A 22103-nucleotide genomic window follows, 5' to 3' on the forward strand; every position below is an offset into this window, starting at 1 on the left:
GGGCGGCGGCCCCTCCGGCCCGCGCCCTCCCCGAGGCCCCGGCGGCTCAGCACCGTAGCAGCACGGCCTCCGGACCGGTCCGCGCACCGCCCCGGTCCCCCCGATCCGCCCGGGAACGCACCGCGCCCTCCCGGACCGGATCCGGGAGGGCGCGGACGGGGGCGGGGCGCGGCTCAGGAGCGGGCGGCCTCGGTGTCCTGCCCGGCCGGGGCGGGGACGGCGACCGGTTCCGCGGCGGCCGCCGCCCGGTCGGCCAGGTGCGCCCGGACCGACCAGGCGACCGCGCCGGCCCAGGCCAGCCAGATCAGCGCGTAGATCCCGGCCTCCGCCGCTCCGGGGAGAACGACCAGGTCGGCGCCGAGGATGGTGCGGGTGTTGGTCAGGATGATCACGCCGCCGACGGCCGAGCCGAGGACCCGCGGCGGGAACCTGCGGACGATCCACGCCGCGACCGGCGCCGCCGCGACGCCGCTGACCAGCAGCACGGCCGCCCAGGTCAGGTCGATGCCCCCGGAGCCGAGCCCGATCAGGAAGCCGATGCTGGCCGACAGCGCGATGATGAACTCGCTGGTGTCGATGGAGCCGACCACCTTGCGCGGCTCGATCCGCCCGCTGGCCAGCAGCGCCGGGGTGCCCACCGGCCCCCAGCCGCCCCCGCCGGTGGCGTCGACGAACCCGCCGATCAGGCCGAGCGGGGCGAGGAACCGCTTGCGCAGCGGCTTGCCCAGGTTCCGGGTGGGCATGCCCCAGGCGGTGAAGCGGACCAGGATGTAGACGCCGAGCGCCAGCAGGATCCCGGACATGAGCGGTGCCGCGACCTCGGTGGACAGCCAGCTCAGGAAGGTCGCCCCGGAGAACGCCCCGACCGCGCCGGGCAGCGCGATCCGCCGCACCACCTTCCAGTCAACATTGCCCAGCCGCCAGTGCGCGACCCCGGACGCCAGCGTCGTCCCGATCTCGGCCAGGTGCACCGTCGCCGACGCGGCCGCGGGGCTGGTCCCGATGAGCAGCAGGAGGGTCGTCGACGTGACGCCGTACGCCATGCCGAGGCTGCCATCGACCAGCTGCGCGAAGAATCCGACGATGGCCAGGAGAACGAGGGTTCGCATGGGGCCTTCCGGGAGCCGCTACTTATCCGACTTGTTCAGTAGGAATAGTGGAGTGTTCGGGGTCCCCTCGTCAACCCCGCCCCGCTCCCCGGCCCCGGCCGCACCACCGGCGGTCCACCGCGATCGAGCACGGGAGAGAGACGGAGGAAGGCCCTCCGACCTGAGGCTTCACCGTGCGCCCCAGCCGCCCCGCGTGGGGGGCGGGAGCCTCCGGAACCCGGCCCCTCCCGCCTCTCGCCCCGGTCACCGGCAGCCCTATGAGGGCGGACGACGGCCTCCCCGGAGTTCGGCGAGAAGCCCGCGCATCCCGTCGGCGGCCGCCCGCGCGGCGGAGGTGGGAGCACGCCCCCTTCCCCGGCTCTGAGCCGGGATGCTCCGCTTCCTCGCCGCGGCGGTGAGGGAGTCGAGCATCCGCTCCATGCTCTCCGGATCGATCTCGGGCTCTTCCGCGCCGCTTCCGGGCGCGGGCGCCCCGAAGGGCCGCTCAGGCCGCCGGCGGTCCGCACCGGTCTGCCCGGTGTCCGGGACGGCGGGCGGCGGGGCGAGGTCCTCGCCGGGGAAGCCGCGGCACGGGCCGCCGCAGAGCGCGCAGGTCCCGCCGGGGACGTTGCGGATCGCCGGGTGGGCCGGGCAGGTGCGGGCGGCTCTGCCGCTGGAGTCGGCGGTGAAGCCGGGGGCGGTGTCCGAAGGCTCCCGGCTCCCCCGCCCGGATCCGGCGGTCCGGGCAGAGGCGGCGGAGCCGGTGGGAGCGGTGGGGTCAGGGGCGCCGCCGGGCCGACCGCCGGGCGGCAGCGGCGCCGTTCCCGTTCCCGCCCCCAGTGTCCGGGCGTTCCAGGCCCGTACCGCCTGCGGTGAGGCCAGCCGGGCGGACAGGGCCGGGTAGGGGCGTGCGGCGCTGCCGGCCGAGGCCACCGCGGCGGCGAGTGCGGAGCGGTCCACGCCGGCGTCGGCCAGGGCCGCCAGGCGCAGGGCGAGGGCCCGGCGGTCGGCGGCGGGGCGGGCCAGGGCGGCGTCGGGGACCGGTGACAGAAGTCCGATCGCCCACCCGGGCGGCTCGGCGACCGGGGGCGCGGGCGGTTCGGCCGTGGGGAACGCGGGCGGTCCGGCGACCGGGGGCGCGGGCGGCGCCGGAGGCGCGCCGTTCGCCGGCCCCGACGGGGCGGGGGTCTTTTCGGCGGGTCCGGAGGGGGCCGCCCGCCGGTCCGCGGCCCCGCGCGCGGGCGCGCGGCATTCGGTTCCCGGCTCCGGAGCGGACGGAGCGGATTCGTTGAGAGGGGTTCGTTGAAAAGGCTTCGTTGAAAGGGGGTCATCGGTGTCCGCCCCGATGGCCGGATCCGTCCTCCCGGCGGACGGATCTGTCCGCCGGGAAATTCCGGAAAGGGCGGATTCGCCCCGGAAGCGGCGGCGCCAGTCCCACGGGGAAAGGGGCCCGGAATGGCCGCGGGGCGGTTCTTCGACGACGCGGTAGACGTTGGTGGTGCGCGGGGTCCACCGACCGGTTCCGGGGTCGCGGACCGTCCGGGTGGTCTGCTCGACCAGGACGAGCAGACCGGCCTCTTCCAGCTGCCTGCGGCAGCGCTTCGCGGTCTTCTCCGATTTGCCGAGCATTCCGGCGAGGCCCGCGTCGGTGACGCGCACGAGGGGGTCGTCGTCGGTTTCGTGCACGTGGGCGCGGAGGATCCAGTAGCCGCGGACGGCGATGTCGCTGAGCCGCGGGTCGAGGGCGATCCAGTCGAGGAGCCGGGTGAAGGAGGGGGAGGACACGGGAACGCCGGGCGCCGGGGAGGAAGGATGTGCATCCTCCGGGCGCCGAACGGTAGGGTTCGGCATAGCCGCCTTCCTGGTTGTGCAGGTCGGTGGTGAGAGGCCGTCAGGTGCTGGTTACACCGGGCGGCCTCGACTGTTTTCTCCGGATCGTACATCCTTTCCACCGCGGCCGACCCCGCCTCCTCATATCGCGCAGGCCGGATAGAACGCGACCTGGGGATATGCCGGTCGGATTTTCCGCCCCGGAATAGAGAGCGCCGCGGTTCCGGTGCGGGCGGCGGCGGACCGCCCTTCCGAGGCGAACACCCGGACCTCGACAAGAGCGCATGAATTACCCCGCCTCCGGCAAAACCGCGATATTCCGCCGGGAATCATCCGGTGGGCGGCCCCGCGGCCGACGGTCTCGCCGCACCGGCGGGGTTTCGCCCCGCCCGGCAGGGGCAGGGAGGACACCATGCCCCCACATCCCCCTGAGCGGATCGGTCCGGGCCGCCGGATCCTGGCCGTGGCACCCGTGGCCCTGGTCGGGCTCTTCCTGGCCGGCATGCCGTGGTTCTCCTACGACCCCGGCGCGGGCGGCGCGGCCCTGGCCTGGATCGTGGCCTTCACGGTGCTGAAGCTGCTGTTCTTCGGTTTCCTCGGCGGCGTCCTCTGGGTGTCCCTGGGCCGGGTGGGGGCGGCTCCGCCCGGGGAGGGGCCCGGCCGGGACGGCGCGGAGTGAAGAGGACGCACTGCCCGGCGGAACCGGAGCCGCCCGGGGCGGGCCGGGCGTAGACCGGCGGTCGCGGCGGCCCCGGACCCGGCCGTTCAGTCCTGCGCGGCCGTGGCCCGGATCCCGGCGAGGACCACGCCGACGATGCGCTCCGCGTCCGCGCGGGTGAACGGGCGCGTGCCGCGGTTGACGATGAGGTGCACCGGGCCGGAGAGCATCTCGCCGAGGAAGGAGCCGTCCACCGGGGGGAGCTCGCCCCGCTCGACGGCGGCGTCCACCCGGCGCTGCAGGGCGGCCACGCGCCGGTCGAGGATCCTGCCCAGCGCCTGCCGGACGGCGGGGTTCTGGCGGGCGGGCTGGATGGCCTGCTCCAGCGTGCGGCCGAACGGCGTTTCCAGGCCGCCGGCGAGGGCCAGCAGGAAGTCCGCCAGGTCCCGGTGGACGTCGCCGGTGTCGGCGACCGAGGCGAGGTCCTCGGCGTAGCGCAGCAGGGCCTCGACCACCAGGTCCTCGCGGTCGGGCCAGTTCCGGTAGACGCTGGTCTTGTGCACGCCGGCGGACTCGGCGACCTCCTCGTAGCGGAAGCCCGCGACGCCGTCGCGCGCCACCAGCTCGGCGGTCGCGGCGAGGATCTGCGCTCTCACCCGCGCGTTGCGGCCGCCGGGGCGCCGCGCGGGCGCCCGGTCCGCGGTCGTGTCGGCCATCGCCGCGCCCACCTCCTGCTCCTCTTCCCGGGTGCCGATTGTCGCCAGATACGGCGTTGCGGTGCAAGCCGGCGGCAAGTAGGCTCCCTAAAAGCGACAGATTGTTGCTTTTAGTTGTCGAGGCACCGGGGCGGTGGCCGACCCGACCGCACGCCCGCCTCAGCGAACCCTGGAGCGCACACGTGAAGATCCTCGTCTCCGGAGCCGGCATCGCCGGGCTCGCCTGCGCACGCGAACTCGGCGCCCGCGGCCACGACGTGACCGTCGTCGAGCACGCCCGCCGCCTCCGGCTCACGGGCACGCCCATCGACATCCGCGGTGACGCGATCGAGGCCGTGCAGAGAATGGGGCTGCTCCCGGAGATCCGAGGGCACCGGGTCCGGATGTCCGAGCTCACCCGGTTCGTCGACGACCGGGGCGAGCCGGTGGCCCGGATGCCGATGGCGGAGGTCGGCGACTCCGACGACGACATCGAGCTGCTCCGCGAGGACCTCGTGCGCATCCTCGCCGATGCGCTCCCGGACACCGCGGCGATCCGCTTCGGCGACTCGGTCGAAGCGCTGGCCGACCGCGGCGACGGCGTCGACGTGCGCCTCGCATCGCGCCGCACCGGCCGGTACGACCTGGTGATCGGCGCCGACGGCCAGCACTCCGCGGTGCGCGGGCTGGTGTTCGGGCCCGAGGAGGACCACCTGCGGCACCTCGGCGTCTACTTCGCCCTCGCCGACCTCCCCGGCGAGGCCCGGTCCGAGGGCCCCAACTCGATTTACAACGTCCCCGGCCGGATGGCGGGCGTCTTCCACTACGGCGGCAAGGCCGTCGCGGTCTTCCAGTTCCGCTCGGAGCGGATCGACTACGACCACCGCGACCTGGACGCCCAGAAGAAGATCCTCGCCGGCGCCTTCGCGGGCCACCGGTCGTGGCGGATCCCGGAGCTGCTCGACGCGGCCCACGCCGACCCCCGCCTCTACTTCACCGCCGCGAGCCAGATCCGCCTGCCCTCCTGGCACCGCGGCCGCACCGTCCTCGTCGGCGACGCCGGGTACTGCCCGGCCTTCCTGTCCGGCCGGGGCACCTCGCTCGCGCTCACCGGCGCCCGCTTCCTCGCCGAGGAGATCGAGCGGAGCGGCGGCGACCTCACCGCCGCGTTCGAGCGGTACGAGGCCCGGCAGCGCCCCTACGTCTCCTCCGCCCAGGGCCGCGTCGACGGCGGCCGCGACCGGATGCTGCCGGCCACCTGGGCCGCCATCGCCGCCCGCAACGAGGCGCTGCGGGCGTCCGGAGCCGGCGCGCCCTGACCCGGGCGCGGTGCGGACAGCGCCCGACGCCCTCCCGACCACCCGGCGCCGCCGCGCACGGCACCGCCGCCGCCCCTCACCGACCGCACCGCAGGGGCCCTGCCCCCCGAATCCGCTGGAGAGAACACATGGTCGAAGAAGCACCACCGGGGGGACCCGCCCCCGCCGCCCGAGAGCACCGCTGGGGAAAGCGGCTCGCCCTCTGGGCGGCCGTCCTCACCCTCGCCAACGTCCTGGCCGACGTGGCCATCGGCTCGCCCATGATGGTCCTGCCCCAGTTGCTGGAGCAGTTCGACACCGACCAGGCCGCGTGGCTGAACGCCAGCGCGATGCTGGCCGGGGCCATCTGGTCGCCGCTGCTCGCGAAGGGCTCCGACATCTTCGGCAAGCGCCGGGTCCTCATCGGCACGCTGCTCCTCGCCTGCGCGGGAGCGCTGGTCTGCCTCGTCGCCCCCAACGTCTGGATCTTCCTGGCGGGACGCTTCCTCCAGGGCGCCGCCTTCGCCGCGGTCTTCATCACGGTGGCCCTCGCACGCCAGATCTGCTCCCCGGGGGCGGCGATGGCGATGGTCGGGCTGGTGACGTCCGGCTCGTCGGTCGTCGGGATCATCGAGCCGTTCCTGATGCAGCCGGTCATCGAGGTGTTCGGGCACCGGAGCGTGTTCGGCATGGCGGCGCTGCTCGCCGCGGCGGCCGCGCTCTGCGTGCGCTCCTTCATCCCGGAGTCGCCGATCCGCGGCACCGGCCGGGTCGACGTGGTCGGGGCGTTCCTGCTCGGCGGCGGCCTCGGCGCCGTGCTCGCCTACATCAGCCTCGGCAGCGACTTCGGGTGGCTGTCGGCGGGCATGGTCGCGCTGCTGGCGGCCGGTGCCGCCGCGCTGGCCGGCTGGGCGCTCCTCGCGCTGCGGACCGACGAGCCCATCATCGACATCCGGGCCCTCACCCGGCCGATCCTGCTGACCCTGCTGGCCCTGGTGCTGGCGGCGGGCTCCTTCCGGAGCATGCTGCAGCTGACCGGCATCATCGCCCAGGTCCCCCCGGAGCTGGGGCTCGGTTACGGGCTGGGCGAGGGGGAGGCGGTCGCGGTGCTGCTCGCCGCGCCCAACCTCGGCATCGTGGTCGGCGGCGTGTGCGCGGGGTGGCTCGCGGGGCGGTTCGGCCCCGCGCCGCCCCTGTTCGGCGGCATCGCCCTCGGGGCGGTGGCGACCTTCGCGATGCTGGCGGGCGTATCGGTGCTGCCGCTGGCGGTCGTCTGCGGCACCCTGGTCGGCGCGGCCGCCGGCGCGATCGGCGCCTCCGGCTACAACCTGGCGACCGGCATCGAGGCGCCCGAGCGGCAGGGAACGACCGCCGGCCTGGTCTCGGTCGTGCTCGCCCTCGGCTCGGTCGTCTTCAACTTCGCCGGGGGCGAGGTGCTCAAGGCGACCCGGGTCCCCGAGACCTTCGCCGCCGGCGCCCCGGTGAGCACGGCCGCCGGCGTCCACCTCTACGTCGCGCTGGCGGGGGTGCTCTTCCTCCTCGCCGCGGTGCCCGCGGCCATGCTGGTGCGCGGCCGGACCGCCGCGCCGGCCGGCCCCGGCGCGGCCCCGCGCCGGGGCGCGTCCGCGGTCGGGGGGTAGCCCGGCCCGTCCGGGCCTGCTGGAACGGCGTCCGCGCCGCCCTCGGGCGGGGACACGGGGGCGCCGCTCCTCCGCCCCCTGTCGCCCCCTGGGGTAGGAGTAGAGGGCGGATGCCACCGACCTCCCAGGGAGGGCCCGATGGGCCAGGTCACCTCGCGAGACGGCACACCGATCGCATACGAGCGCCAGGGGGGCGGCCCGCCGCTGGTCCTGGTGGGCGGAGGGCTCGACGACGGGGCGGAGAACGCGCCGCTCGCCGGCGAGCTGTCCGGGCGGTTCAGCGTGTACAACTACGCGCGGCGGGGGCGGGCCGGCAGCGGGGACACCGCGCCCTACTCCGTGGACCGCGAGATCGAGGACCTCGACGCGCTCATCGGCGAGGCCGGCGGGGAGGCGTTCCTGCACGGGGTCTCCTCCGGCGGGGCGCTGGCGCTGGGGGCAGCGGCGGCGGGGCTGCGGGTCGCCAAGGTCTCGGTGTACGAGGTGCCGTACGCGATCGCGGACGGCATGGCGGCGCAGTGGCGCGTGTACCGGCAGGAGCTGGACGCGCTGCTCGCGCAGGGGCGGCGGGGCGACGCCGTCGCCCTCTTCATGCGGTTGGCGGGCTCGCCCGAGGAGGCGGTCGCCGAGGCGCGGAGGTCGCCGGTCTGGCCCCGCCTGGAAGGGCTCGCCCACACCCTCGCCTACGACGCGGCCTGCCTGGGCGACGGCCGCCCGCCCGCCTCCCGGTTCGAGAAGATCACTCAGCCGGTGCTGGTCGCCACCGGCGACAGCGGCGGCGACCCGAACATGAGCGGGCTGCCGGACGACTTCCTCGGCCTCGCCGCCAACGCGCTCGCGGCGTGCATCCCGCACGCCCGGCGCACCTCCATTCCCGGGCAGCCGCACGTGGCCGACCCGAAGGCGATCGCCCCGCTGCTCACCCGCTTCTTCGAGGAATGAGGGCACGAGAAGGAGGGTGCCCGCCCCGCCCCCTCGCGCTCGGGGCGGGCACGCGTGCGCCGCGGACTCCCCCAGGGGTCAGCAGGTGGCCCAGGCGCTCCCGGTGAGGTCGCGGTCGAGGAAGAACCAGACCTGGCGGTAGAAGACCAGGCCGTTGTCGCCCCAGGAGGTGGCCAGGGCATCGATCAGCGCCAGGCCCCGGCCGCCCTGGGCGCAGGGGTCCAGCCCGGCGGGGCCGGGCCGGAGGTGCTCACGGTCGCGGACGGAGGCGCGGCGGCCGTCCCGGGTCTCCTGCAGACGCCCGCCTACACGGAGGCGGTCTTCCGCGGAGGCAGGCTTACCGGCGATGGCGAGGTCAAGCGCCGCGTCGAAGCCCGCATGGCCCGGAGGGAGATCCTCAACCGCTTCGAGCCGGTACACCTGCGAGCAGTCATCGATGAAGCCGTGTTGCACAGATCCATCGGAGGGGCCGCCGTCATGCGGGAGCAGCTCGAGTACCTCCTGCACACATGGCGCGGATGCCGCACATCGACTTCCAGGTGCTGCCTTTCTCCCAGGGGGCGCATGCCGGGCTGACCGCCCCCTTTATGTTCCTTGAGTTCACCGACCCGATCGACCCCACGATCGTCTGCATCGAGACGCTCACCGATGCCCTCTACCTGGAGCTACCGGAAGAAATCCAGCGGTATACGGTGACGTTCGGCGATATTCAAGGGGCAGCGGTCAGCGCCTCTGAGTCGGCCGAGATCATCGCCGACAGGATCACTCATCTGGAGGGCGCCCCGTGATGACCCATGACCTTGTGTTCGGCAAAAGCAACTACAGCGGACAGGGGGTGAACTGCGTCGAAGTGGCTACTATCCCCGCCGACTTCCATAAGAGCAGCTACAGCGGAGGCACCGGCGGCAACTGCGTCGAAGTGGCGTCCATCCCCGCCGACTTCCGCAAGAGCAGCTACAGCGGCGACACCGGAGGCAACTGCATCGAGGTCGGTTCCCTCCCCTGCGGGGCCGCCGTGCGGGACTCCCGGCATCCCGAGGACGGATTCATCGCCGTCCCCGCCAAGGAGTGGGCCTTCTTCCTCCGCACCGCGCAGGCGGAAGCCCTGTAGCTCCGACTCCCTTCCAGAGGCGGGCTCGTCCCCGCGCCTATGGAAGGGCGGGGGTCCGGTGATCCCCCCGGATCCGGTCGAGCAGGTGCCCCACCTCCGGGTCGCCCTGCCACGGGGTGAACCGGTCGGCCAGGTCGTCGAGGTAGTCCCGGGCCCGCTGGCTGGCCACGTGGGCCAGGACGTCCACGCTGGTGTGCGCGGCGGGAAGCGCGGCGTCCCGGTCGCCGGACAAGACGTGGGCGGAGGAGACCACGGCCATGCGGATGCCATAGGAGCGGGCGAACCGGTCGGCGGGCATGGTCGCCTTCTCGTTCCACCGCAGCGCGGCGGCGGGTTGTCCGAGGTCGCGGTGGATCTCCACGGCGTCGGCGGCCAGCCGGGCGCGGGCATAGAAGTCGATCCAGGCCGGGTCGTCGCCGGTGCGGGCGTCGGCCTGGTCCAGCAGCCGGTCCGAGGCGGCCAGGGCCCGGCCCGCCGCCTGCGGGCGGCCGGCGCGGCCGTGCACGCGGGCCTCGATGAGGCGGAGGAACGCCCGCACCCGGGGCGGGCTGGAGCCGGTGGCGGCGGTGGCGGCCTCGATCATGTCGAGCGCGTCGTCGTGGTAGCCGCGCAGGCACGCCTGCAGCGCCATGCACGACAGCACGTAGCCGCCCAGGGCGACGTCGCCGGCGGCCCGGGACATCCGCAGCGCCTGGATGAACTGGCGCTGGGCGCGGGCGTGGTGGCCGGCGTCGAAGTCGGCCCACCCGGCCAGGCGGCCCAGTACCGCGGTCGCGGAGAACAGTTCGCGACCGACGTCGTCGGTGTAGGTGCCGTTGAGCATGGGGGCGGCCACGTCGCGCAGGCACACCGCCACCGCCGACACCCCGGCGCTGGCGCCGCCGAACCGGGAGTCGGTGTGGCGGGCCTGCTCGGCCAGCGCGGACAGCTCGTCGATGTCGGCGCGGCCGACGCGCCGCCCGCCGGCGTGGGCGGAGGTCTCGTCGGTGCTCTGGGAGAGCCAGCGCAGGGCGGGCGGGCCGAAGGCGGCGGTGCTGAAGGTGGCGGCGAGGAAGTGGCGGCGGTCCATGGTGCTCCAGAAGGCCCCCGCCGCTTGGAGGGCGGCGGGCAGGGATCGGGGGAAGGCCAGCCCCACATGGTCGTCGATCGGCTCGGCGTCGGCCAGGCCGATCTCGGCCGGGTCGACCCGGCGGCCCAGCCGCTCCGACAGCGCAGCGGCCGGCAACCGCGGCGCGGGCGGCTTGGGGTGCATGCCGCATCTGCGGGGAACACGCGCCCGTGGCCGGGGCCAAGGCCTCGCGGAGCGGTCCATCCCCGCGCCTGCAGGGAACACTGGCACCGCCGTTTCAAGACCAAGCGCGGTGCGGGTCCATCCCCGCGTCTGCAGGGAACACAAAAGCTGAAGCTTACATAGCAACTACTCTTTCGGTCCATCCTCGCGTCTGCGGGGAACACGATCTGTGCGTACTTGCGGGCCATCAGGCGTCCGGTCCATCCCCGCGTCTGCGGGGAACACCCCAAGAGGAAAGCGAACTTTTGTCCCCACGACGGTCCATCCCCGCGTCTGCGGGGAACACTTCGAGCGCATCCCGGCCCGCTGCCTCCTGACCGGTCCATCCCCGCGTCTGCGGGGAACACGATCAGCACGTCAATGCGTCGCTCTCGAATGGCGGTCCATCCCCGCGTCTGCGGGGAACACCCTTCGCTACCTGCAGCGATTTGGTATGTTATCGAAAGTTCATAATCGCCGCCTGCGTGCCTCGTCTCGAAGGCGAGTTCCGGAAGAGGGATCCTCGGCAACCGTTTCGCTCGGCCATGGCCCGCCGCATTCTAGAGGAATCTCATTCTCCTCCCCCGGAAAGGGCCGCGCCGGATCCCGCCGGGACGCGGGCGTCGCGGCCGCCGTTGAGGGCCGTGCCGACCAGGATCATCCGCAGGGTGCGCTCGGCGGCGTCCATGGTCAGGTCGGCCGCGCGCTCGATGGCGCCCGCGAGGTCGAGGGGGGCCGCGATGATGCCCGCGATGGCGTCGATGCCCGCGGCGTGGCTGAGCGCCGCGCCGCGGCCGACCGTGCCCGCCAGGGCGACGACCGGGGTGCCCAGCCGCTTGGCCCGGCGCGCGACCTCGGCCGGGACCTTGCCGTTGGGGGTCTGGTAGTCGATGGCGCCCTCGGCGGTGATGACCAGGTCCGCGGCGGCGATGCGGCGGTCCAGGTCGAGGTGGTCGGTGAGGACGTCGAAGCGCGGGACCAGGTTCGCGCCGAGCACGCCCGCCGCGCCCGCGCCCAGCCCGCCGGACGCGCCGCTGCCCGGGGCGGTGCGCAGGTCGGTCCCGGCGTGCGCGCTGAGCAGGTCGCCCCAGTGGGACAGGGCCGCGTCCAGCCGGTCCACCTGCTCCGGGGTGGCGCCCTTCTGCGGGCCGAACACCCGGGCCACGCCCTTCGGCCCGGTGAGCAGGTTGTAGACGTTGCACGCCAGGTCGATCCGGGTGCGGGCGATCCGCGGGTCCAGCGTCGAGGCGTCGATCCGCGCCACCCGGGCCAGCTCGTAGCCGCCCCGGCCGACCTGCCCGCCGTCCGCGTCGAGCAGCCCCGCGCCGAGCGCCTGGAGCATGCCCGCGCCGCCGTCGCTGGTGCCGGAGTCGCCGCAGCCCACGATGATCCGCTCGCACCCGTGGTCCAGGGCCGCGGAGATGAGCCGGCCCACCCCGTAGGTGGAGGTGCGGCCGGGGTCGCGCGCGTCCTTGGGGACCAGCCGGAGCCCGGCGGCGGCCGCCATCTCCACCAGGGCGGTGCGCGGCCCGGGTCCGCCCAGGATCGCGAAGTGCGTGTCGACCGGGTCGCCCACCGGCCCCTCCACCCGCATCGGGACCAGCCGCCCGCCGGTGGCGCGGGCCATCGCCGCGGCGGTCCCCTCTCCCCCGTCGACCATGGGGGCGGTGTCGATCCGCGCCCCGGGCAGCGCCCGGGAGACCCCGGCCGCGATGGCCCCGGCGACGTCCACGGCGTCCAGCGACTCCTTGAAGCCGCTGGGGGCGATGAGGATGCGCATCCGGCTGTCGTTGAGCATGGCTGTTCTCGGCCTTTCGATCGGGAGATGGAGAAGAAGACAGGGGGATGTGCGCGGGCGGTCCGCTGCGGGCTCAGCGCAGCGGAAGCCCCAGGTACGGCCAGAGGTAGAGCGAGGCGACCAGGACGACGGCGATCACCAGCGGCCCGAGCAGCACGGACAGCCGCAGCAGGTCGGCCCGGCGGTAGGTGGGCACGCCGTCCGGCAGGTCGGAGAACATCGCCACCGGCTTCGCCGAGGAGGTGAGGGTGTGGCAGAAGCCCGCGGCGGCGGTGGAGGCGAACACCAGGGCGGCCGGGTTGAGGCCCGAGGCGATCGCCAGCGGGATCACCGCCGGCACCAGCACCGCCGCGCGCGCCGAGCGCGACTGGAGCACCAGGTGGGCGGCGGCGCTCACCGCGACGACCAGCGCGATCAGCGCGGTGTCGCCGAGCGCGCCGGCCGGGCCGCCCAGGGCGGTACCGGTGAGCCACTCGGCCGCGCCGCTGCTCACCAGGGCCTCGCCCAGGGCCGCGGCGCTGATCATGAAGACCAGCAGCGGCCACGGCACCGACTTCAGCCCGGCCGACATCCGCACCGTGCCGAAGCCCGGCGCGGTCGCCGCGACCGCGCCCAGCAGCGCGACCAGGGTCGGCGGCAGGCCGTGCAGCGACTCGGTGCACCACAGCGCCACCACGGCCGTGACCAGGGCGAGCATCCGCCACTGGGCGGCGGTGAGCGGGCCGGAGGCGTTCTGCCCGGAGAGCTCGGCGAACCGGGCGGGGTCGATGGCCAGCCGGCCGCGCCGGTCGGCGCGCCGGGTCATCAGCAGCAGCACCAGCTCCGCCGCCAGGTGCGAGCAGACCACCGCGACCGGGAGGCCGAGCAGCAGCCAGTGGCCGAAGCCGATCCCGCCGCCGGCCATGGCTTCGAGGAACTCGTTGCCGATGAGGTGGGCGGCGGCGCCGATCAGGGTGGCGATGGCGCTGAGCAGGATGGTGGCGGGGAAGACGAGGGCGAGCGCGCGCACCACGGCCGGGCGCTCGGCGAACACCTTGGCCAGGGCGAGGAAGACCGGCAGCGCCAGCGCGGCCCGGCCGGAGGTCGACGGGATGGCCAGCGCGGTGAGCACCACGCCCGCGGTGACCAGGTGGACGAGGTGGCGGACGGTTCCGGCCCGGACGATGAGGGCGTGCGCGGCGCGGGCCGGCAGCCCGCTGCGCTCGATCCCCGCGGCCAGTACGCAGGCGGCGACCAGCAGCCAGACGGTGTCCGAGCCGAGCAGCCCGAGGAAGTGCTCGTGCGGGATGATCCCGGCGATGATGAGCACCGCGACGGCGGCGGTTCCGACGAAGGTGTCGTCCAGCCGGGTCAGCGTCCAGCAGGCGAGCGTGGCCGCGAACACCACCAGCACGGTCCGGCCGTCGGAGGAGAGCCCGGCGGAGGGGGCGGGCAGGGCGAAGTACATCCAGACCAGCCCGGCGGCGACGGCGGCGGCCGCCAGCACCCGGAGCGCGGTCGCGGCCCGGCGGCGCGGCGCGGCGGCCTCCTCGGAGGCGGGCGGCCCGGCCCCCTCGGACGGCTCGGAGGGCTCGGACGGCTCACCCGCCGGCCCCGCCGGCTCGGCCGGCCCGCCCACCCGCGCCCCGGGGCGGGTCAGCTCGGGGATGGTCGACTCGGCGTCCGGCTCCTCGGAGCCGCCCTCCGGGCGCTCGGCCCGGGGCTCCTCCGGGCCGGCCGGCTCGGGCGCCGGGTCGCGCCGGAACGGCTGGGTCAGTTCGAGGTCGATCGGGTGCGGACCGGACCACTCGGGCCTGGCCGTTCCGGGCTCGGCGGCCTCGGCCTCGGCCTTCTCGGCCGCCTTGCTCGTCTCGGCGGCCCCGAGCATCGCGAAGGGCGCAGCGGGGAGAGCCGTCAGGGAACTCATGAAGATCAGCGTGCTGGCCGACGCTGAACCCTGGATGAGCTCTTCATTAGCTTTCCCTCATCCAGGAGCGGGGCCGGTCGGCCCCCGCCGCCGCAGCGGTCCCCGGAACCCTTTGGTACCAGGGGATCACCGGCGGCCGATAGGGGGTTCGGCCCTCCGCCGCAAAGATTAAAGGGCCGTTGGTGAACAGCGCCACACGGCCCCGTGGATTCGGCGTGAAGGCCGCCCCGCCGCGGTTCCGGGGGCGGGCCCGGCCCTCCGGCGCCGGGAGCCGGGCGGCGGGGCCGGGCGACGCCCGGAGCCGTCCCCGCCCGCGCCCTCAGAGGCTGTCGGGTGTGCGGGCGGTCCCCCGGAGTGTCCGGGCGCGGGCCGGGGGAAGCGGCGGTCCGGGGCCCGGCGCCGCCCCCCTCGTTGATCTTGGCGTTGCGGGGGTATCGGAGCGCTCCGATACCCCCGCAACGCCAAGATCGACGGGGACGGGCGGGGTGCGCCTCCGGCGCGAGGCGGCCCCGCCCGGTGACCGGCCGGATGCCCGACGGCCTCTCAGGCGTCCGGGTGCCCGGCGGGCGGGGCGGCGGGGTCCACCCAGCGCAGCCCGTCCGGCGAGGGGACCAGTCCGCCGTCCAGCAGCGGGGTCTCCAGGGTCTCCGCGCCGGTGACGCCGCGGCGCTGGATGCGGTTCATCTCCTCCATCACCTCGCCGACGACCGGGGTGCCGAACAGGGCGCTCATCCGCTCGCCGGACTCGCTCCGGGCCGGGCCGGTGCGGGCGACCGCGTCGGCCAGCTCCGCCGAGGAGGCGGCGAACCTCTCCGTCATCGACCCCGCGTCCACCAGGGCCTTCTCCCCGGAGAAGGCGCCGCCGACCAGGGTGGTGAAGGCCTCCATGTCGCCCAGGCCCTCGGCGCGGGTGACCTTGCGGGCCTTCCAGAAGTAGGAGTCCTCGTTCACCTGCATGTCGTAGAAGGCGCTGAGGAACTCGTAGAAGACCGCGTACTCGCGGCGGTAGCGGGACTCGAACTCGGCGAAGGCCCGCTCCTCGGGGAGGTCGCCGGCGAGGACGCTGTTGACCGAGCGGGCCGCCAGCAGGCCGCCGTAGGTGGCCAGGTGGACGCCGGTGGAGAAGACCGGGTCGATGAAGCAGGCGGCGTCGCCGATGAGCGCGATGCCGGGCGCCCAGAAGGCGCTGTTGGCATAGGAGTAGTCCTTGCGCACCCGGATCTCGCCGTAGGTGCCCTCGGTGACCCTGGAGGCCCCGGCGAGGTAGTCGCGGACGATGTCGCAGCGCTCGACCGACTCCAGCAGGGTCTTCTCCCGGTCGGCCTGGATGCGGCCGGCCTGGTCCCGGTTGAGCACCGCGCCGACGCTGGTCAGCGTGTCGCTGAGCGGGATGTACCAGATCCATCCCTCGTCGAAGGCGGCGCACAGGATGTTGCCGCGGTCCGGTCCGGGCAGCCGCTCGCCGCCCTCGAAGTAGCCGAAGACCGCGAGGTTCTGGAAGAACTCGGAGTAGTGCCGGATGCCGCCGGCGGCGCGGTGCAGCCGCCCGGTGCCGCCGGAGGCGTCCAGCACGTGGGCGGCGGAGAGCTCCCGCCGGTTCCCGCCGGGGTCGGTGTAGCGGACGCCGGTGACCCGGCCGCCGCTGCGCACCGCGTCCAGGGCGGTCGACTCCTCGCGGACGTCCGCCCCGTGCCGGGCGGCGTTCTTCAGCAGGATGTGGTCGAAGGTCATCCGGTCGACCTGGTAGGCGTAGGAGGTCGGCCCGGACAGCTTCGGGGAGAGCGCGAACAGGAAGTTCCACGGGTCGGGGCTGGTGCCCCAGCGGAAGCTGCCGCCCCGCTTGACCTGGAAGCCGGCCGCCTCCATCTCCTCGGTGACGTCCAGCAGCCGGCACACCCCGTGCACCGTGGCGGGCAGCAGCGACTCGCCGATCTGGTAGCGGGGGAAGCGCTCCCGCTCCAGCAGGGCGACCCGGTGGCCCTCCTTGGCGATCAGCGCGGCCGCGGTGGAGCCCGCGGGCCCGCCGCCGACCACCACCGCGTCGAAATCGGTCTCGGGCATGCTCGGTCCTCGCCTCCGTGCAGGGGTTCGCGGCGGATGGGGGCGCGGCGCCGTCCGCGGCCGCGGTGGAGTACACCCGCCTCGATTTCGGTTTAGGCAAAGCTAACCTAATTAATGCGGAATCAGTGTCGAAGCCGGGACGCTCCGTGTCAAGACCCCTTCGGAAGCGGTCACCCGCCGGGGCGGACCGAAACGCCCGCGGCGGCCCTGGGGCGCGGGCCCGGTGCGGCGGCGTGCGGCCCCGGACAGGGCAGGAGGGGAGCGGCGGGCGCCCCGCCGCTCCCCTCCTCCCGTCCGCCGGAGGGCCGGCCGGCCCTCCGGCGGGTCAGCAGCACTGCCAGAAGAAGCGCCCCTCGCCGGTCCCCTCATCATGGAAGGCGTAGCCGATGCCGGCGTCGCCGAAGTCGACCTCGAACGGCAGGCCGCAGCCGTCCAGCTGCACGGCGAAGGCCCAGTCGCCCTCTTCCCGGGGGTCCTCCTCGCCCTGGAGCCAGCCGGGGCGGCCGCCGACCCTGCTGCCCAGGCCGTACTTGGGCTCGGGCTCGAACCCGACCTCCCCGGCCACGGCGATGTCGTCGGCGTCCGGGGGCTCCGGGGTGTGGGGCGAGAGGACGGCCCGGTGGTCGGGGCCGTGCGTGGGACCGGTGGCCTCGGCGGCGACCTCGTAGAACGCGGGGATCCGGCCGCCGGGCTGGACGATGAACGCGTTCTCTCCCCCGTCGGGCAGGAAGGTGTCGTCGACCCACTCGCCGTCCTCTTCCCCGGTCATGAAGAGGTAGCCGACCCGGACCGCCTCCCCGGGGAGCCGGAACTGGCCGATGAACCGCATCGGGTTGCCCGTCTCCGCCGAGAGCGGCCAGGTCGGCTCCTCCAGCCAGACCGGCTGCCCGCCGAGCTTGGTGACCGGTTCGGTGATCGGCTCCCCGGCCTTCTCGAAGGCCATGTCCATCCCGTGCTCGCCGCGCTCCGCGCCCATCCCCGCCCCCGCCGTTCCTCCGCCGCCGCCATCGACGCACCGCAACCTAGCGGGCGGGGGCGACAGGGCCCGCCGGAGCCGCCCCGGCCGGCGGCCGGTCAGGCCCGCGCGCCGCCGTGCAGGGCGGCGGTGAACCGGCCGAGCAGGCCGCGCCACGTGCCGCGGAGCCGGCTCAGGCGGGTCCGCGGGGCCAGGCCGGGGCGGACCGCGACCGGGGCGGGACCGGGCACGGGCGCACTCAGCACGATCTCGCCCGCGCGGGGCTCGACGGTGAGCCGCGCGGCGTCGACCGGGGCGCCGAAGGAGATCCGGTGCAGCGGGCGGTCCCCGTGCGGGCGGGAGAGCAGGACGGTGTCGCCGACCCGGCCGATCAGCAGCTCGCGGGCGTCCACACCGGGGGCGAGCAGGACCCGCACCGCGACCCGGCCGCCCTCGCGGCTCCGGTCGGTCCGCAGCACCGGCCCGGCCCCGGCCGATGCGCGCTCCCCCGCGCGGCCCCCGCGGACCCGGGGACCGGTCGCCGACGCAGCTCCCACTCGAACCACCTCCACGCCTTGAGTCGTTGCGACTCAATTTTATTTATGGGGTCGGCATGTGCAAGTCGGGATCGCGCATCGCCGCCCGGGGAGCACCGGCGAGGCCGCCCTGCTCGCCCCCGCAGTGCACGCGGGCTTGCGGCCCCGCGTCGCGCACGCGGTGCGGGAGCGGACCGGAGAGCAGGGCTTCGGCGCCGAGGAGCGCAGGCTCGCCGCCGCCATCGCCCGCACCGTCCCCGGCGCCGCCCGGGTGGCCGTCGCCGGCGTGTGAAGCGCGGGCAGGGGCCCCGGCCGGGAGGCCCGGCCCCGGCCCGCCCTGGAGGGCCGCCCTCCCGCCGGGCGGCCGGACCGGCCCGCGGCCTCCGGCCGGAGGCCGCGGGCCCCGTCAGCGATCCGCGGGGCGGTCGCGGACCACGGCCACCGGGACCTCCGCGTGGTGCAGCACCGACTGGCCGACCGAGCCGAGCAGCAGGCCGCGGAAGCCGCCGCGGCCGCGGCCGCCCACCACGATCAGGTCGGCGTCCCGGCCGGCGGCGAGCAGGGCGTGCGCGGGCTGGTCCTCGACCACCGAGACGCGCACCCGGACGTCCGCGTCGGCCGGGGTGCGCAGCTTGTCGACCGAGGTCTGCACGGACTCGCGGGCGCGGAGCGCGAACGCCTCCCGGTCGAACCCGGCGCCCACGGCGAACGTGCCCGTGTCATAGGGGACCGGCAGCTGCCAGGCGTGCACGACGGCCAGCTCGGCGCCGGTGCGCGCCGCCTCGTCCAGGGCGAAGCGCAGGGCCGCGTCGGCGGGCTCGGAACCGTCGACGCCGACCACCATCCGCCCGGGGACCGGCGCCGCCGCGCTCTCCGGCGGAACCACCGCGACCGGGCAGGACGCGTGCGCGGTGACCCGGGTGCTCACCGATCCGAGGAACAGCGAGCCCACGCCGCCGAGGCCGCGCGAGCCCACGACCACCAGCTCCGCCTCCTCCGAAGCGTCCACCAGCGCCGACGCCGGGTCCGTCAGGGAGACCTCGCTGCGCACCTTGAGGCCGGGGCGGGCCTCGGCGACGCGCCCCAGCGCGGTGGTCAGCACCCCGGAGGCGCGGTCGGCCACCTCCGCCATCGGGTTCATCCGCACCGGGGAGGAGAAGGGCAGCGCGACCATCGGCATGTCCAGCGCGTTGACCACCACCAGCCGGGCGCCGCGGCGCTGGGCGGCCGCGGCGGCCCAGTCGAGCGCGGTGCGGCTCCCCGGAGACCCGTCCACGCCGACGACGACCTCGGGGAGGCTCTCACGGGTTCCGTTCCGCCCTGCGGCGGGTCGCTCGTCGGTCATGGCGCCTTCCTCGGCTTCTCACTGGGCGCACGGCCCCGGCGGCGCTCCCCGGAGGGGCGCGCGGCGGCCGTGCGTGCGGTCGCCTCCAGTCTGCCCGCAGGAGCGGCCGGCTCCGGCACCGCCGGCACCGCTCCGCGGGTCCCCGGCCCCGCCCCGGGCCCTCGGAGGAACCGGGTGACTCCGCGGGCGGCGCCTTGCCGCACCGGGCGGGCCGGCCGCGGACGCGGGCCCGGCCGCTCCCCGGGGCGGTGCGGGCGCCTCCTCGGCGGGCGACGACTCCGCACGGGCTCTCCTCCCGGTGCGCAGGCGCCCGGGTACTCCGGTCCGATTCCGCCCCGGCCCCCCCGCGGGCCGGGGGCCCTCCTGGGGCCTCCCCGGACGCCGCCCTGACCTCGGGAGGAGCCCTCCATGCCCACGTCCGACACCGCCGCCGCGCCTCCGGCGAGGACGGACCGGGGCGGGATCCGATGGCGCCGCGCCCCGCGGTGCGGCCCCGGCGGACACCGATGAGTTCCGGGGCCGCACCGGGTCATCACCGTGCGGCCCCTGACGGGACCGCGCGAGGAGAGGGGCAGGGACATGAAGCTCACCGCGCACGTCTTCGTCAGCCTCGACGGGGTCATGCAGGGGCCCGGCGGCCCGGACGAGGACCCCGGCGGCGGTTTCGACCGCGGCGGCTGGCTGGTGCCCTACGTCGACGGCGACTTCGGGCGGATCGTGGACGGCTGGTTCGACCGGGCCGACGGGATCCTGCTCGGCAGGTCCACCTACGACATGATGAGGGCCTACTGGAGCCGGGTCACCGACCCCGGGGACAAGGTGGCCGCGGCCCTGAACGGGCTGCCCAAGCACCTCGTGTCGACCACGGTCACCGAGCCCGGGTGGCAGAACACCGCCGGTGTCATCTCCTCCGGCGTCCCCGAGGCGGTGGCGGCGCTCAAGGAGCGGCCCGGCCGGGAACTGCAGGTGCACGGCAGCCGCCGGCTGCTGCACACCCTGCACGACGCCGGGCTGGTCGACGAGTACCGCCTGCTGGTCTGCCCGGTGGTGCTGGGCTTCGGCAAGCGGCTGTTCGCCGAGGGCGCCGCCGTCTCGGCCTACACCCTGGTGCACAGCGAGGCGACCGGCGCCGGAATGGTCTACCAGGTCCTGCGGCCGGCCCCGTTCGGCACCGGTGACATCGAGGTCGAGGACGGCCGGGAGGCGGTGCGGCTTCCCGAGTGACCGCCCCGCCCGGCCGGCCCGTCCCCCGAGAGCGCGCTCCGCCCCGTTTCCCCGCGGCGACGCGGCCGGGACCCCTTCCGCCGGGCCCTCCGCGAGCCGGGACCGGCGCGGGCGGCGGGGCGGAGGGTCAGTCCGGCAGCGGCAGCAGCCCGCGCCGGTAGGCGGGGACCAGCCGGTAGGGGACGCGGGCGGTCCGGCCGCCGACGGTGACCTCGACCAGTTGCGGGCGCTCGGCCTTCCAGGCGGAGCGGCGCTTGCGGGTGTTGGAGCGCGATGTCTTGCGCTTGGGAACGGCCATGTTCCTTGCCTTTCTCAGTGATTCCGTTGGTTCGCGGAGGCTTCTCCGGGCCCGGACGGAGCGCCCCGCGGCCACTGCGGGCAGGGGCGGACGGCCCCCGCCCGCTCTTCGCGGCGGCGGCCGGTGCGGGCCCGGACGGAGGGCCCGCCCCGCTGCGGGACCGGAGGGGCCCGGAGAGCACCCGGAAGGCGCTCCCCCGCCCGGAGGCGGCGGCCTCCGGAGCGCGGCCGAAACCGTCGCGGCCGGCGGGGTGCCGGGGTGCCGAAGAGCACTCCGCCGCCCCTCTCCCGGCGGCCGGCTAGCGCTCCTCGCGGAACTCCACGTGCCGGCGGATGACCGGGTCGTACTTGCGCAGGACCAGGCGGTCCGGGTCGTTCCGCCGGTTCTTGCGGGTCACGTAGGTGTACCCGGTCTTCGCGGTCGATTTGAGTTTGATGATCGGACGCAGTTCGCTGCGCGCCACGGCCGCCTCCCGGTGCCCTGGAGGGGCGGCCGAGGACCGCCCCGAAAATGAAAACGACAACGGTTTTCATTATAAGGCATGAAGGGACCGCCCGCCCCTGGAACCCGGGCGGGCGGTGCGCGGGGCCGGGATCAGCGGTGCACGAAGGACGGCGCGCGCTTCTCGGTGAAGGCCGCCATGCCCTCCTTCTGGTCCGCGGTGGCGAAGACCGCGTGGAAGACGCGGCGCTCGAAGCGGACCCCCTCGGCGAGGGTGGTCTCGAAGGCGCGGTCCACCGCCTCCTTGGCCATCATCGCGGCCGGGGCGGACATCGCGGCGATCTCGGCCGCGGCCGCCATGGCCTGCTCGCGCAGGTCGGCGGCGGGGACGATGCGGGACACCAGTCCGGCCCGCTCGGCCTCCTCGGCGTCCATGGTGCGCCCGGTCAGGCAGAGGTCCATCGCCTTGGCCTTGCCGACCGCCCGGGTGAGCCGCTGCGAGCCGCCGATGCCGGGGATCACCCCGAGCTTGATCTCCGGCTGGCCGAACCGGGCGGAGTCCGCGGCGATCAGGACGTCGCACATCATCGCCAGCTCGCAGCCGCCGCCGAGGGCGTGCCCGGAGACCGCGGCGAGGGTGGGGGTGCGCAGCGCGGCGAACCGGTCCCAGGCCCCGAACCAGTCGCCGAGGTAGGCGTCCATGTAGTCCAGGCCCTGCATCTCCTTGATGTCGGCGCCCGCGGCGAAGGCCCGCTCGGAGCCGGCCAGCACGATGCAGCCGACGCCGGGGTCCCGGTCGAACCCCTCGGCGGCGGCGACCACCTCCTCCATCAGGCGCAGGTTGAGCGCGTTGAGCGCCTTGGGGCGGTTCAGCGTGATCACCGCGGTGCGGCCGGTCCGCTCCACCAGGATCGTCTCGTGGCCGGCGGCCTCGCCGGCCGGGGTCGCGTCGGTCATCGTCTTCCTTCCAGGGGTACGGCTTCCGGGGTACGGCCCCGCTGCTCGCG

22 protein-coding genes and 1 CRISPR repeat array are annotated in these 22103 nt (G+C 75.3%); of the genes, 9 read left to right on the forward strand and 13 right to left on the reverse strand.

Translation table 11 applies throughout. The features are described 5' to 3' along the window. Positions 1 to 173: 173 nt before the first annotated feature. Positions 174 to 1109, reverse strand: coding sequence for a sulfite exporter TauE/SafE family protein (locus tag J0910_RS19855; RefSeq protein WP_420160045.1), 936 nt, complete (start codon positions 1107 to 1109; stop codon positions 174 to 176). A gap of 255 nt (positions 1110 to 1364) precedes the next feature. After that, positions 1365 to 2873 (reverse strand): hypothetical protein, encoded by a 1509-nt coding sequence (locus J0910_RS19860; RefSeq protein ID WP_420160046.1) that lies wholly within the window; start codon positions 2871 to 2873, stop codon positions 1365 to 1367. A gap of 457 nt (positions 2874 to 3330) precedes the next feature. Between J0910_RS19860 and J0910_RS19865 the strand changes: the two genes are divergently transcribed. Next, a complete protein-coding gene (locus J0910_RS19865; RefSeq protein WP_420160047.1) occupies positions 3331 to 3597 on the forward strand; it encodes a hypothetical protein in 267 nt (88 codons plus the stop codon). Between the two features lie 86 nt (positions 3598 to 3683). Here J0910_RS19865 and J0910_RS19870 read toward each other — a convergent pair whose 3' ends face one another. Beyond that, positions 3684 to 4292 (reverse strand): TetR/AcrR family transcriptional regulator, encoded by a 609-nt coding sequence (locus J0910_RS19870; RefSeq protein WP_420160048.1) that lies wholly within the window; start codon positions 4290 to 4292, stop codon positions 3684 to 3686. A gap of 182 nt (positions 4293 to 4474) precedes the next feature. On the opposite strand from J0910_RS19870, the gene J0910_RS19875 reads away from it, so the two are divergent. From J0910_RS19875 to J0910_RS19900, 6 genes are all read left to right on the forward strand, one after another. Then, a complete protein-coding gene (locus J0910_RS19875; protein ID WP_420160049.1) occupies positions 4475 to 5590 on the forward strand; it encodes an FAD-dependent monooxygenase in 1116 nt (371 codons plus the stop codon). 128 nt (positions 5591 to 5718) lie between these two features. Then, positions 5719 to 7209, forward strand: coding sequence for an MFS transporter (locus J0910_RS19880; protein WP_420160050.1), 1491 nt, complete (start codon positions 5719 to 5721; stop codon positions 7207 to 7209). A gap of 138 nt (positions 7210 to 7347) precedes the next feature. Then, positions 7348 to 8151, forward strand: a complete 804-nt coding sequence (locus J0910_RS19885) for an alpha/beta fold hydrolase (protein WP_420160051.1) — start codon at positions 7348 to 7350, stop codon at positions 8149 to 8151. Between the two features lie 246 nt (positions 8152 to 8397). Then, on the forward strand, positions 8398 to 8727 hold the full coding sequence (locus J0910_RS19890) for a DUF5753 domain-containing protein (RefSeq protein ID WP_420160052.1): 330 nt from the start codon (positions 8398 to 8400) through the stop codon (positions 8725 to 8727). Continuing rightward, on the forward strand, positions 8670 to 8939 hold the full coding sequence (locus J0910_RS19895) for a Scr1 family TA system antitoxin-like transcriptional regulator (RefSeq protein ID WP_420160053.1): 270 nt from the start codon (positions 8670 to 8672) through the stop codon (positions 8937 to 8939). Before J0910_RS19890 ends, J0910_RS19895 begins: the two co-directional genes overlap by 58 nt. Continuing rightward, positions 8939 to 9262, forward strand: coding sequence for a DUF397 domain-containing protein (locus tag J0910_RS19900; protein ID WP_420160054.1), 324 nt, complete (start codon positions 8939 to 8941; stop codon positions 9260 to 9262). Before J0910_RS19895 ends, J0910_RS19900 begins: the two co-directional genes overlap by 1 nt. A gap of 37 nt (positions 9263 to 9299) precedes the next feature. Here J0910_RS19900 and J0910_RS19905 read toward each other — a convergent pair whose 3' ends face one another. From J0910_RS19905 to J0910_RS19930, 6 genes are all read right to left on the reverse strand, one after another. Next, entirely contained in the window at positions 9300 to 10514 is a 1215-nt protein-coding gene (locus J0910_RS19905) for an NsdA family TPR-like regulatory protein (RefSeq protein WP_420160055.1), read from the reverse strand. Positions 10515 to 10566: 52 nt separating this feature from the next. Next, positions 10567 to 10961: direct repeats of the CRISPR family, unit length 29 nt; unit sequence CGGTCCATCCCCGCGTCTGCGGGGAACAC. A 142-nt stretch (positions 10962 to 11103) separates the two neighbouring features. Next, positions 11104 to 12330, reverse strand: a complete 1227-nt coding sequence (locus tag J0910_RS19910) for a glycerate kinase (protein ID WP_420160056.1) — start codon at positions 12328 to 12330, stop codon at positions 11104 to 11106. Positions 12331 to 12403: 73 nt separating this feature from the next. Next, positions 12404 to 14236 (reverse strand): SLC13 family permease, encoded by a 1833-nt coding sequence (locus J0910_RS19915; protein WP_420160057.1) that lies wholly within the window; start codon positions 14234 to 14236, stop codon positions 12404 to 12406. A gap of 543 nt (positions 14237 to 14779) precedes the next feature. Continuing rightward, positions 14780 to 16297, reverse strand: a complete 1518-nt coding sequence (locus tag J0910_RS19920; RefSeq protein WP_420160058.1) for a tryptophan 7-halogenase — start codon at positions 16295 to 16297, stop codon at positions 14780 to 14782. Between the two features lie 325 nt (positions 16298 to 16622). Further along, positions 16623 to 17273, reverse strand: a complete 651-nt coding sequence (locus tag J0910_RS19925) for a YwqG family protein (RefSeq protein WP_420160059.1) — start codon at positions 17271 to 17273, stop codon at positions 16623 to 16625. A gap of 98 nt (positions 17274 to 17371) precedes the next feature. Next, entirely contained in the window at positions 17372 to 17809 is a 438-nt protein-coding gene (locus J0910_RS19930) for a hypothetical protein (RefSeq protein ID WP_420160060.1), read from the reverse strand. A gap of 58 nt (positions 17810 to 17867) precedes the next feature. Here J0910_RS19930 and J0910_RS19935 point away from each other — a divergent pair, with 58 nt between their 5' ends. After that, on the forward strand, positions 17868 to 18080 hold the full coding sequence (locus J0910_RS19935) for a hypothetical protein (RefSeq protein ID WP_420160061.1): 213 nt from the start codon (positions 17868 to 17870) through the stop codon (positions 18078 to 18080). A gap of 114 nt (positions 18081 to 18194) precedes the next feature. Here J0910_RS19935 and J0910_RS19940 read toward each other — a convergent pair whose 3' ends face one another. Beyond that, positions 18195 to 19133 (reverse strand): universal stress protein, encoded by a 939-nt coding sequence (locus tag J0910_RS19940; RefSeq protein WP_420160062.1) that lies wholly within the window; start codon positions 19131 to 19133, stop codon positions 18195 to 18197. Between the two features lie 579 nt (positions 19134 to 19712). Here J0910_RS19940 and J0910_RS19945 point away from each other — a divergent pair. Then, complete coding sequence (locus J0910_RS19945) at positions 19713 to 20357, forward strand: dihydrofolate reductase family protein (RefSeq protein ID WP_420160063.1); 645 nt, start codon at positions 19713 to 19715, stop codon at positions 20355 to 20357. 127 nt (positions 20358 to 20484) lie between these two features. Here J0910_RS19945 and rpmF read toward each other — a convergent pair whose 3' ends face one another. The 3 genes from rpmF to J0910_RS19960 all read right to left on the reverse strand — a co-directional run bounded on the left by rpmF (position 20485) and on the right by J0910_RS19960 (position 22053). Continuing rightward, positions 20485 to 20655, reverse strand: a complete 171-nt coding sequence (gene rpmF, locus J0910_RS19950; RefSeq protein ID WP_017596501.1) for a 50S ribosomal protein L32 — start codon at positions 20653 to 20655, stop codon at positions 20485 to 20487. A gap of 298 nt (positions 20656 to 20953) precedes the next feature. Beyond that, a complete protein-coding gene (rpmG, locus tag J0910_RS19955; RefSeq protein ID WP_420160064.1) occupies positions 20954 to 21118 on the reverse strand; it encodes a 50S ribosomal protein L33 in 165 nt (54 codons plus the stop codon). Between the two features lie 131 nt (positions 21119 to 21249). Further along, the gene (locus J0910_RS19960) at positions 21250 to 22053 is read right to left on the reverse strand and encodes an enoyl-CoA hydratase (RefSeq protein ID WP_420160065.1); all 804 of its coding nucleotides are present in this window, start codon (positions 22051 to 22053) and stop codon (positions 21250 to 21252) included. Between the last annotated feature and the right edge of the window lie 50 nt (positions 22054 to 22103).

It is taken from the genome of Nocardiopsis oceanisediminis, from assembly GCF_048595525.1.
In the GTDB taxonomy this organism is placed as follows: Bacteria; Actinomycetota; Actinomycetes; order Streptosporangiales; family Streptosporangiaceae; genus Nocardiopsis_A; species Nocardiopsis_A oceanisediminis.

Bases quoted from the DNA above. Each gene is read 5' to 3' on its own strand.
- J0910_RS19855 (WP_420160045.1), bottom strand. From the start codon at position 1,109: ATGCGAACCCTCGTTCTCCTGGCCATCGTCGGATTCTTCGCGCAGCTG.
- J0910_RS19865 (WP_420160047.1), top strand. From the start codon at position 3,331: ATGCCCCCACATCCCCCTGAGCGGATCGGTCCGGGCCGCCGGATCCTG.
- J0910_RS19870 (WP_420160048.1), bottom strand. From the start codon at position 4,292: ATGGCCGACACGACCGCGGACCGGGCGCCCGCGCGGCGCCCCGGCGGC.
- J0910_RS19880 (WP_420160050.1), top strand. From the start codon at position 5,719: ATGGTCGAAGAAGCACCACCGGGGGGACCCGCCCCCGCCGCCCGAGAG.
- J0910_RS19885 (WP_420160051.1), top strand. From the start codon at position 7,348: ATGGGCCAGGTCACCTCGCGAGACGGCACACCGATCGCATACGAGCGC.
- J0910_RS19895 (WP_420160053.1), top strand. From the start codon at position 8,670: ATGCCGCACATCGACTTCCAGGTGCTGCCTTTCTCCCAGGGGGCGCAT.
- J0910_RS19900 (WP_420160054.1), top strand. From the start codon at position 8,939: ATGACCCATGACCTTGTGTTCGGCAAAAGCAACTACAGCGGACAGGGG.
- J0910_RS19905 (WP_420160055.1), bottom strand. From the start codon at position 10,514: ATGCACCCCAAGCCGCCCGCGCCGCGGTTGCCGGCCGCTGCGCTGTCG.
- J0910_RS19910 (WP_420160056.1), bottom strand. From the start codon at position 12,330: ATGCTCAACGACAGCCGGATGCGCATCCTCATCGCCCCCAGCGGCTTC.
- J0910_RS19915 (WP_420160057.1), bottom strand. From the start codon at position 14,236: ATGAGTTCCCTGACGGCTCTCCCCGCTGCGCCCTTCGCGATGCTCGGG.
- J0910_RS19920 (WP_420160058.1), bottom strand. From the start codon at position 16,297: ATGCCCGAGACCGATTTCGACGCGGTGGTGGTCGGCGGCGGGCCCGCG.
- J0910_RS19925 (WP_420160059.1), bottom strand. From the start codon at position 17,273: ATGGGCGCGGAGCGCGGCGAGCACGGGATGGACATGGCCTTCGAGAAG.
- J0910_RS19940 (WP_420160062.1), bottom strand. From the start codon at position 19,133: ATGACCGACGAGCGACCCGCCGCAGGGCGGAACGGAACCCGTGAGAGC.
- J0910_RS19945 (WP_420160063.1), top strand. From the start codon at position 19,713: ATGAAGCTCACCGCGCACGTCTTCGTCAGCCTCGACGGGGTCATGCAG.
- rpmF (WP_017596501.1), bottom strand. From the start codon at position 20,655: ATGGCCGTTCCCAAGCGCAAGACATCGCGCTCCAACACCCGCAAGCGC.
- J0910_RS19960 (WP_420160065.1), bottom strand. From the start codon at position 22,053: ATGACCGACGCGACCCCGGCCGGCGAGGCCGCCGGCCACGAGACGATC.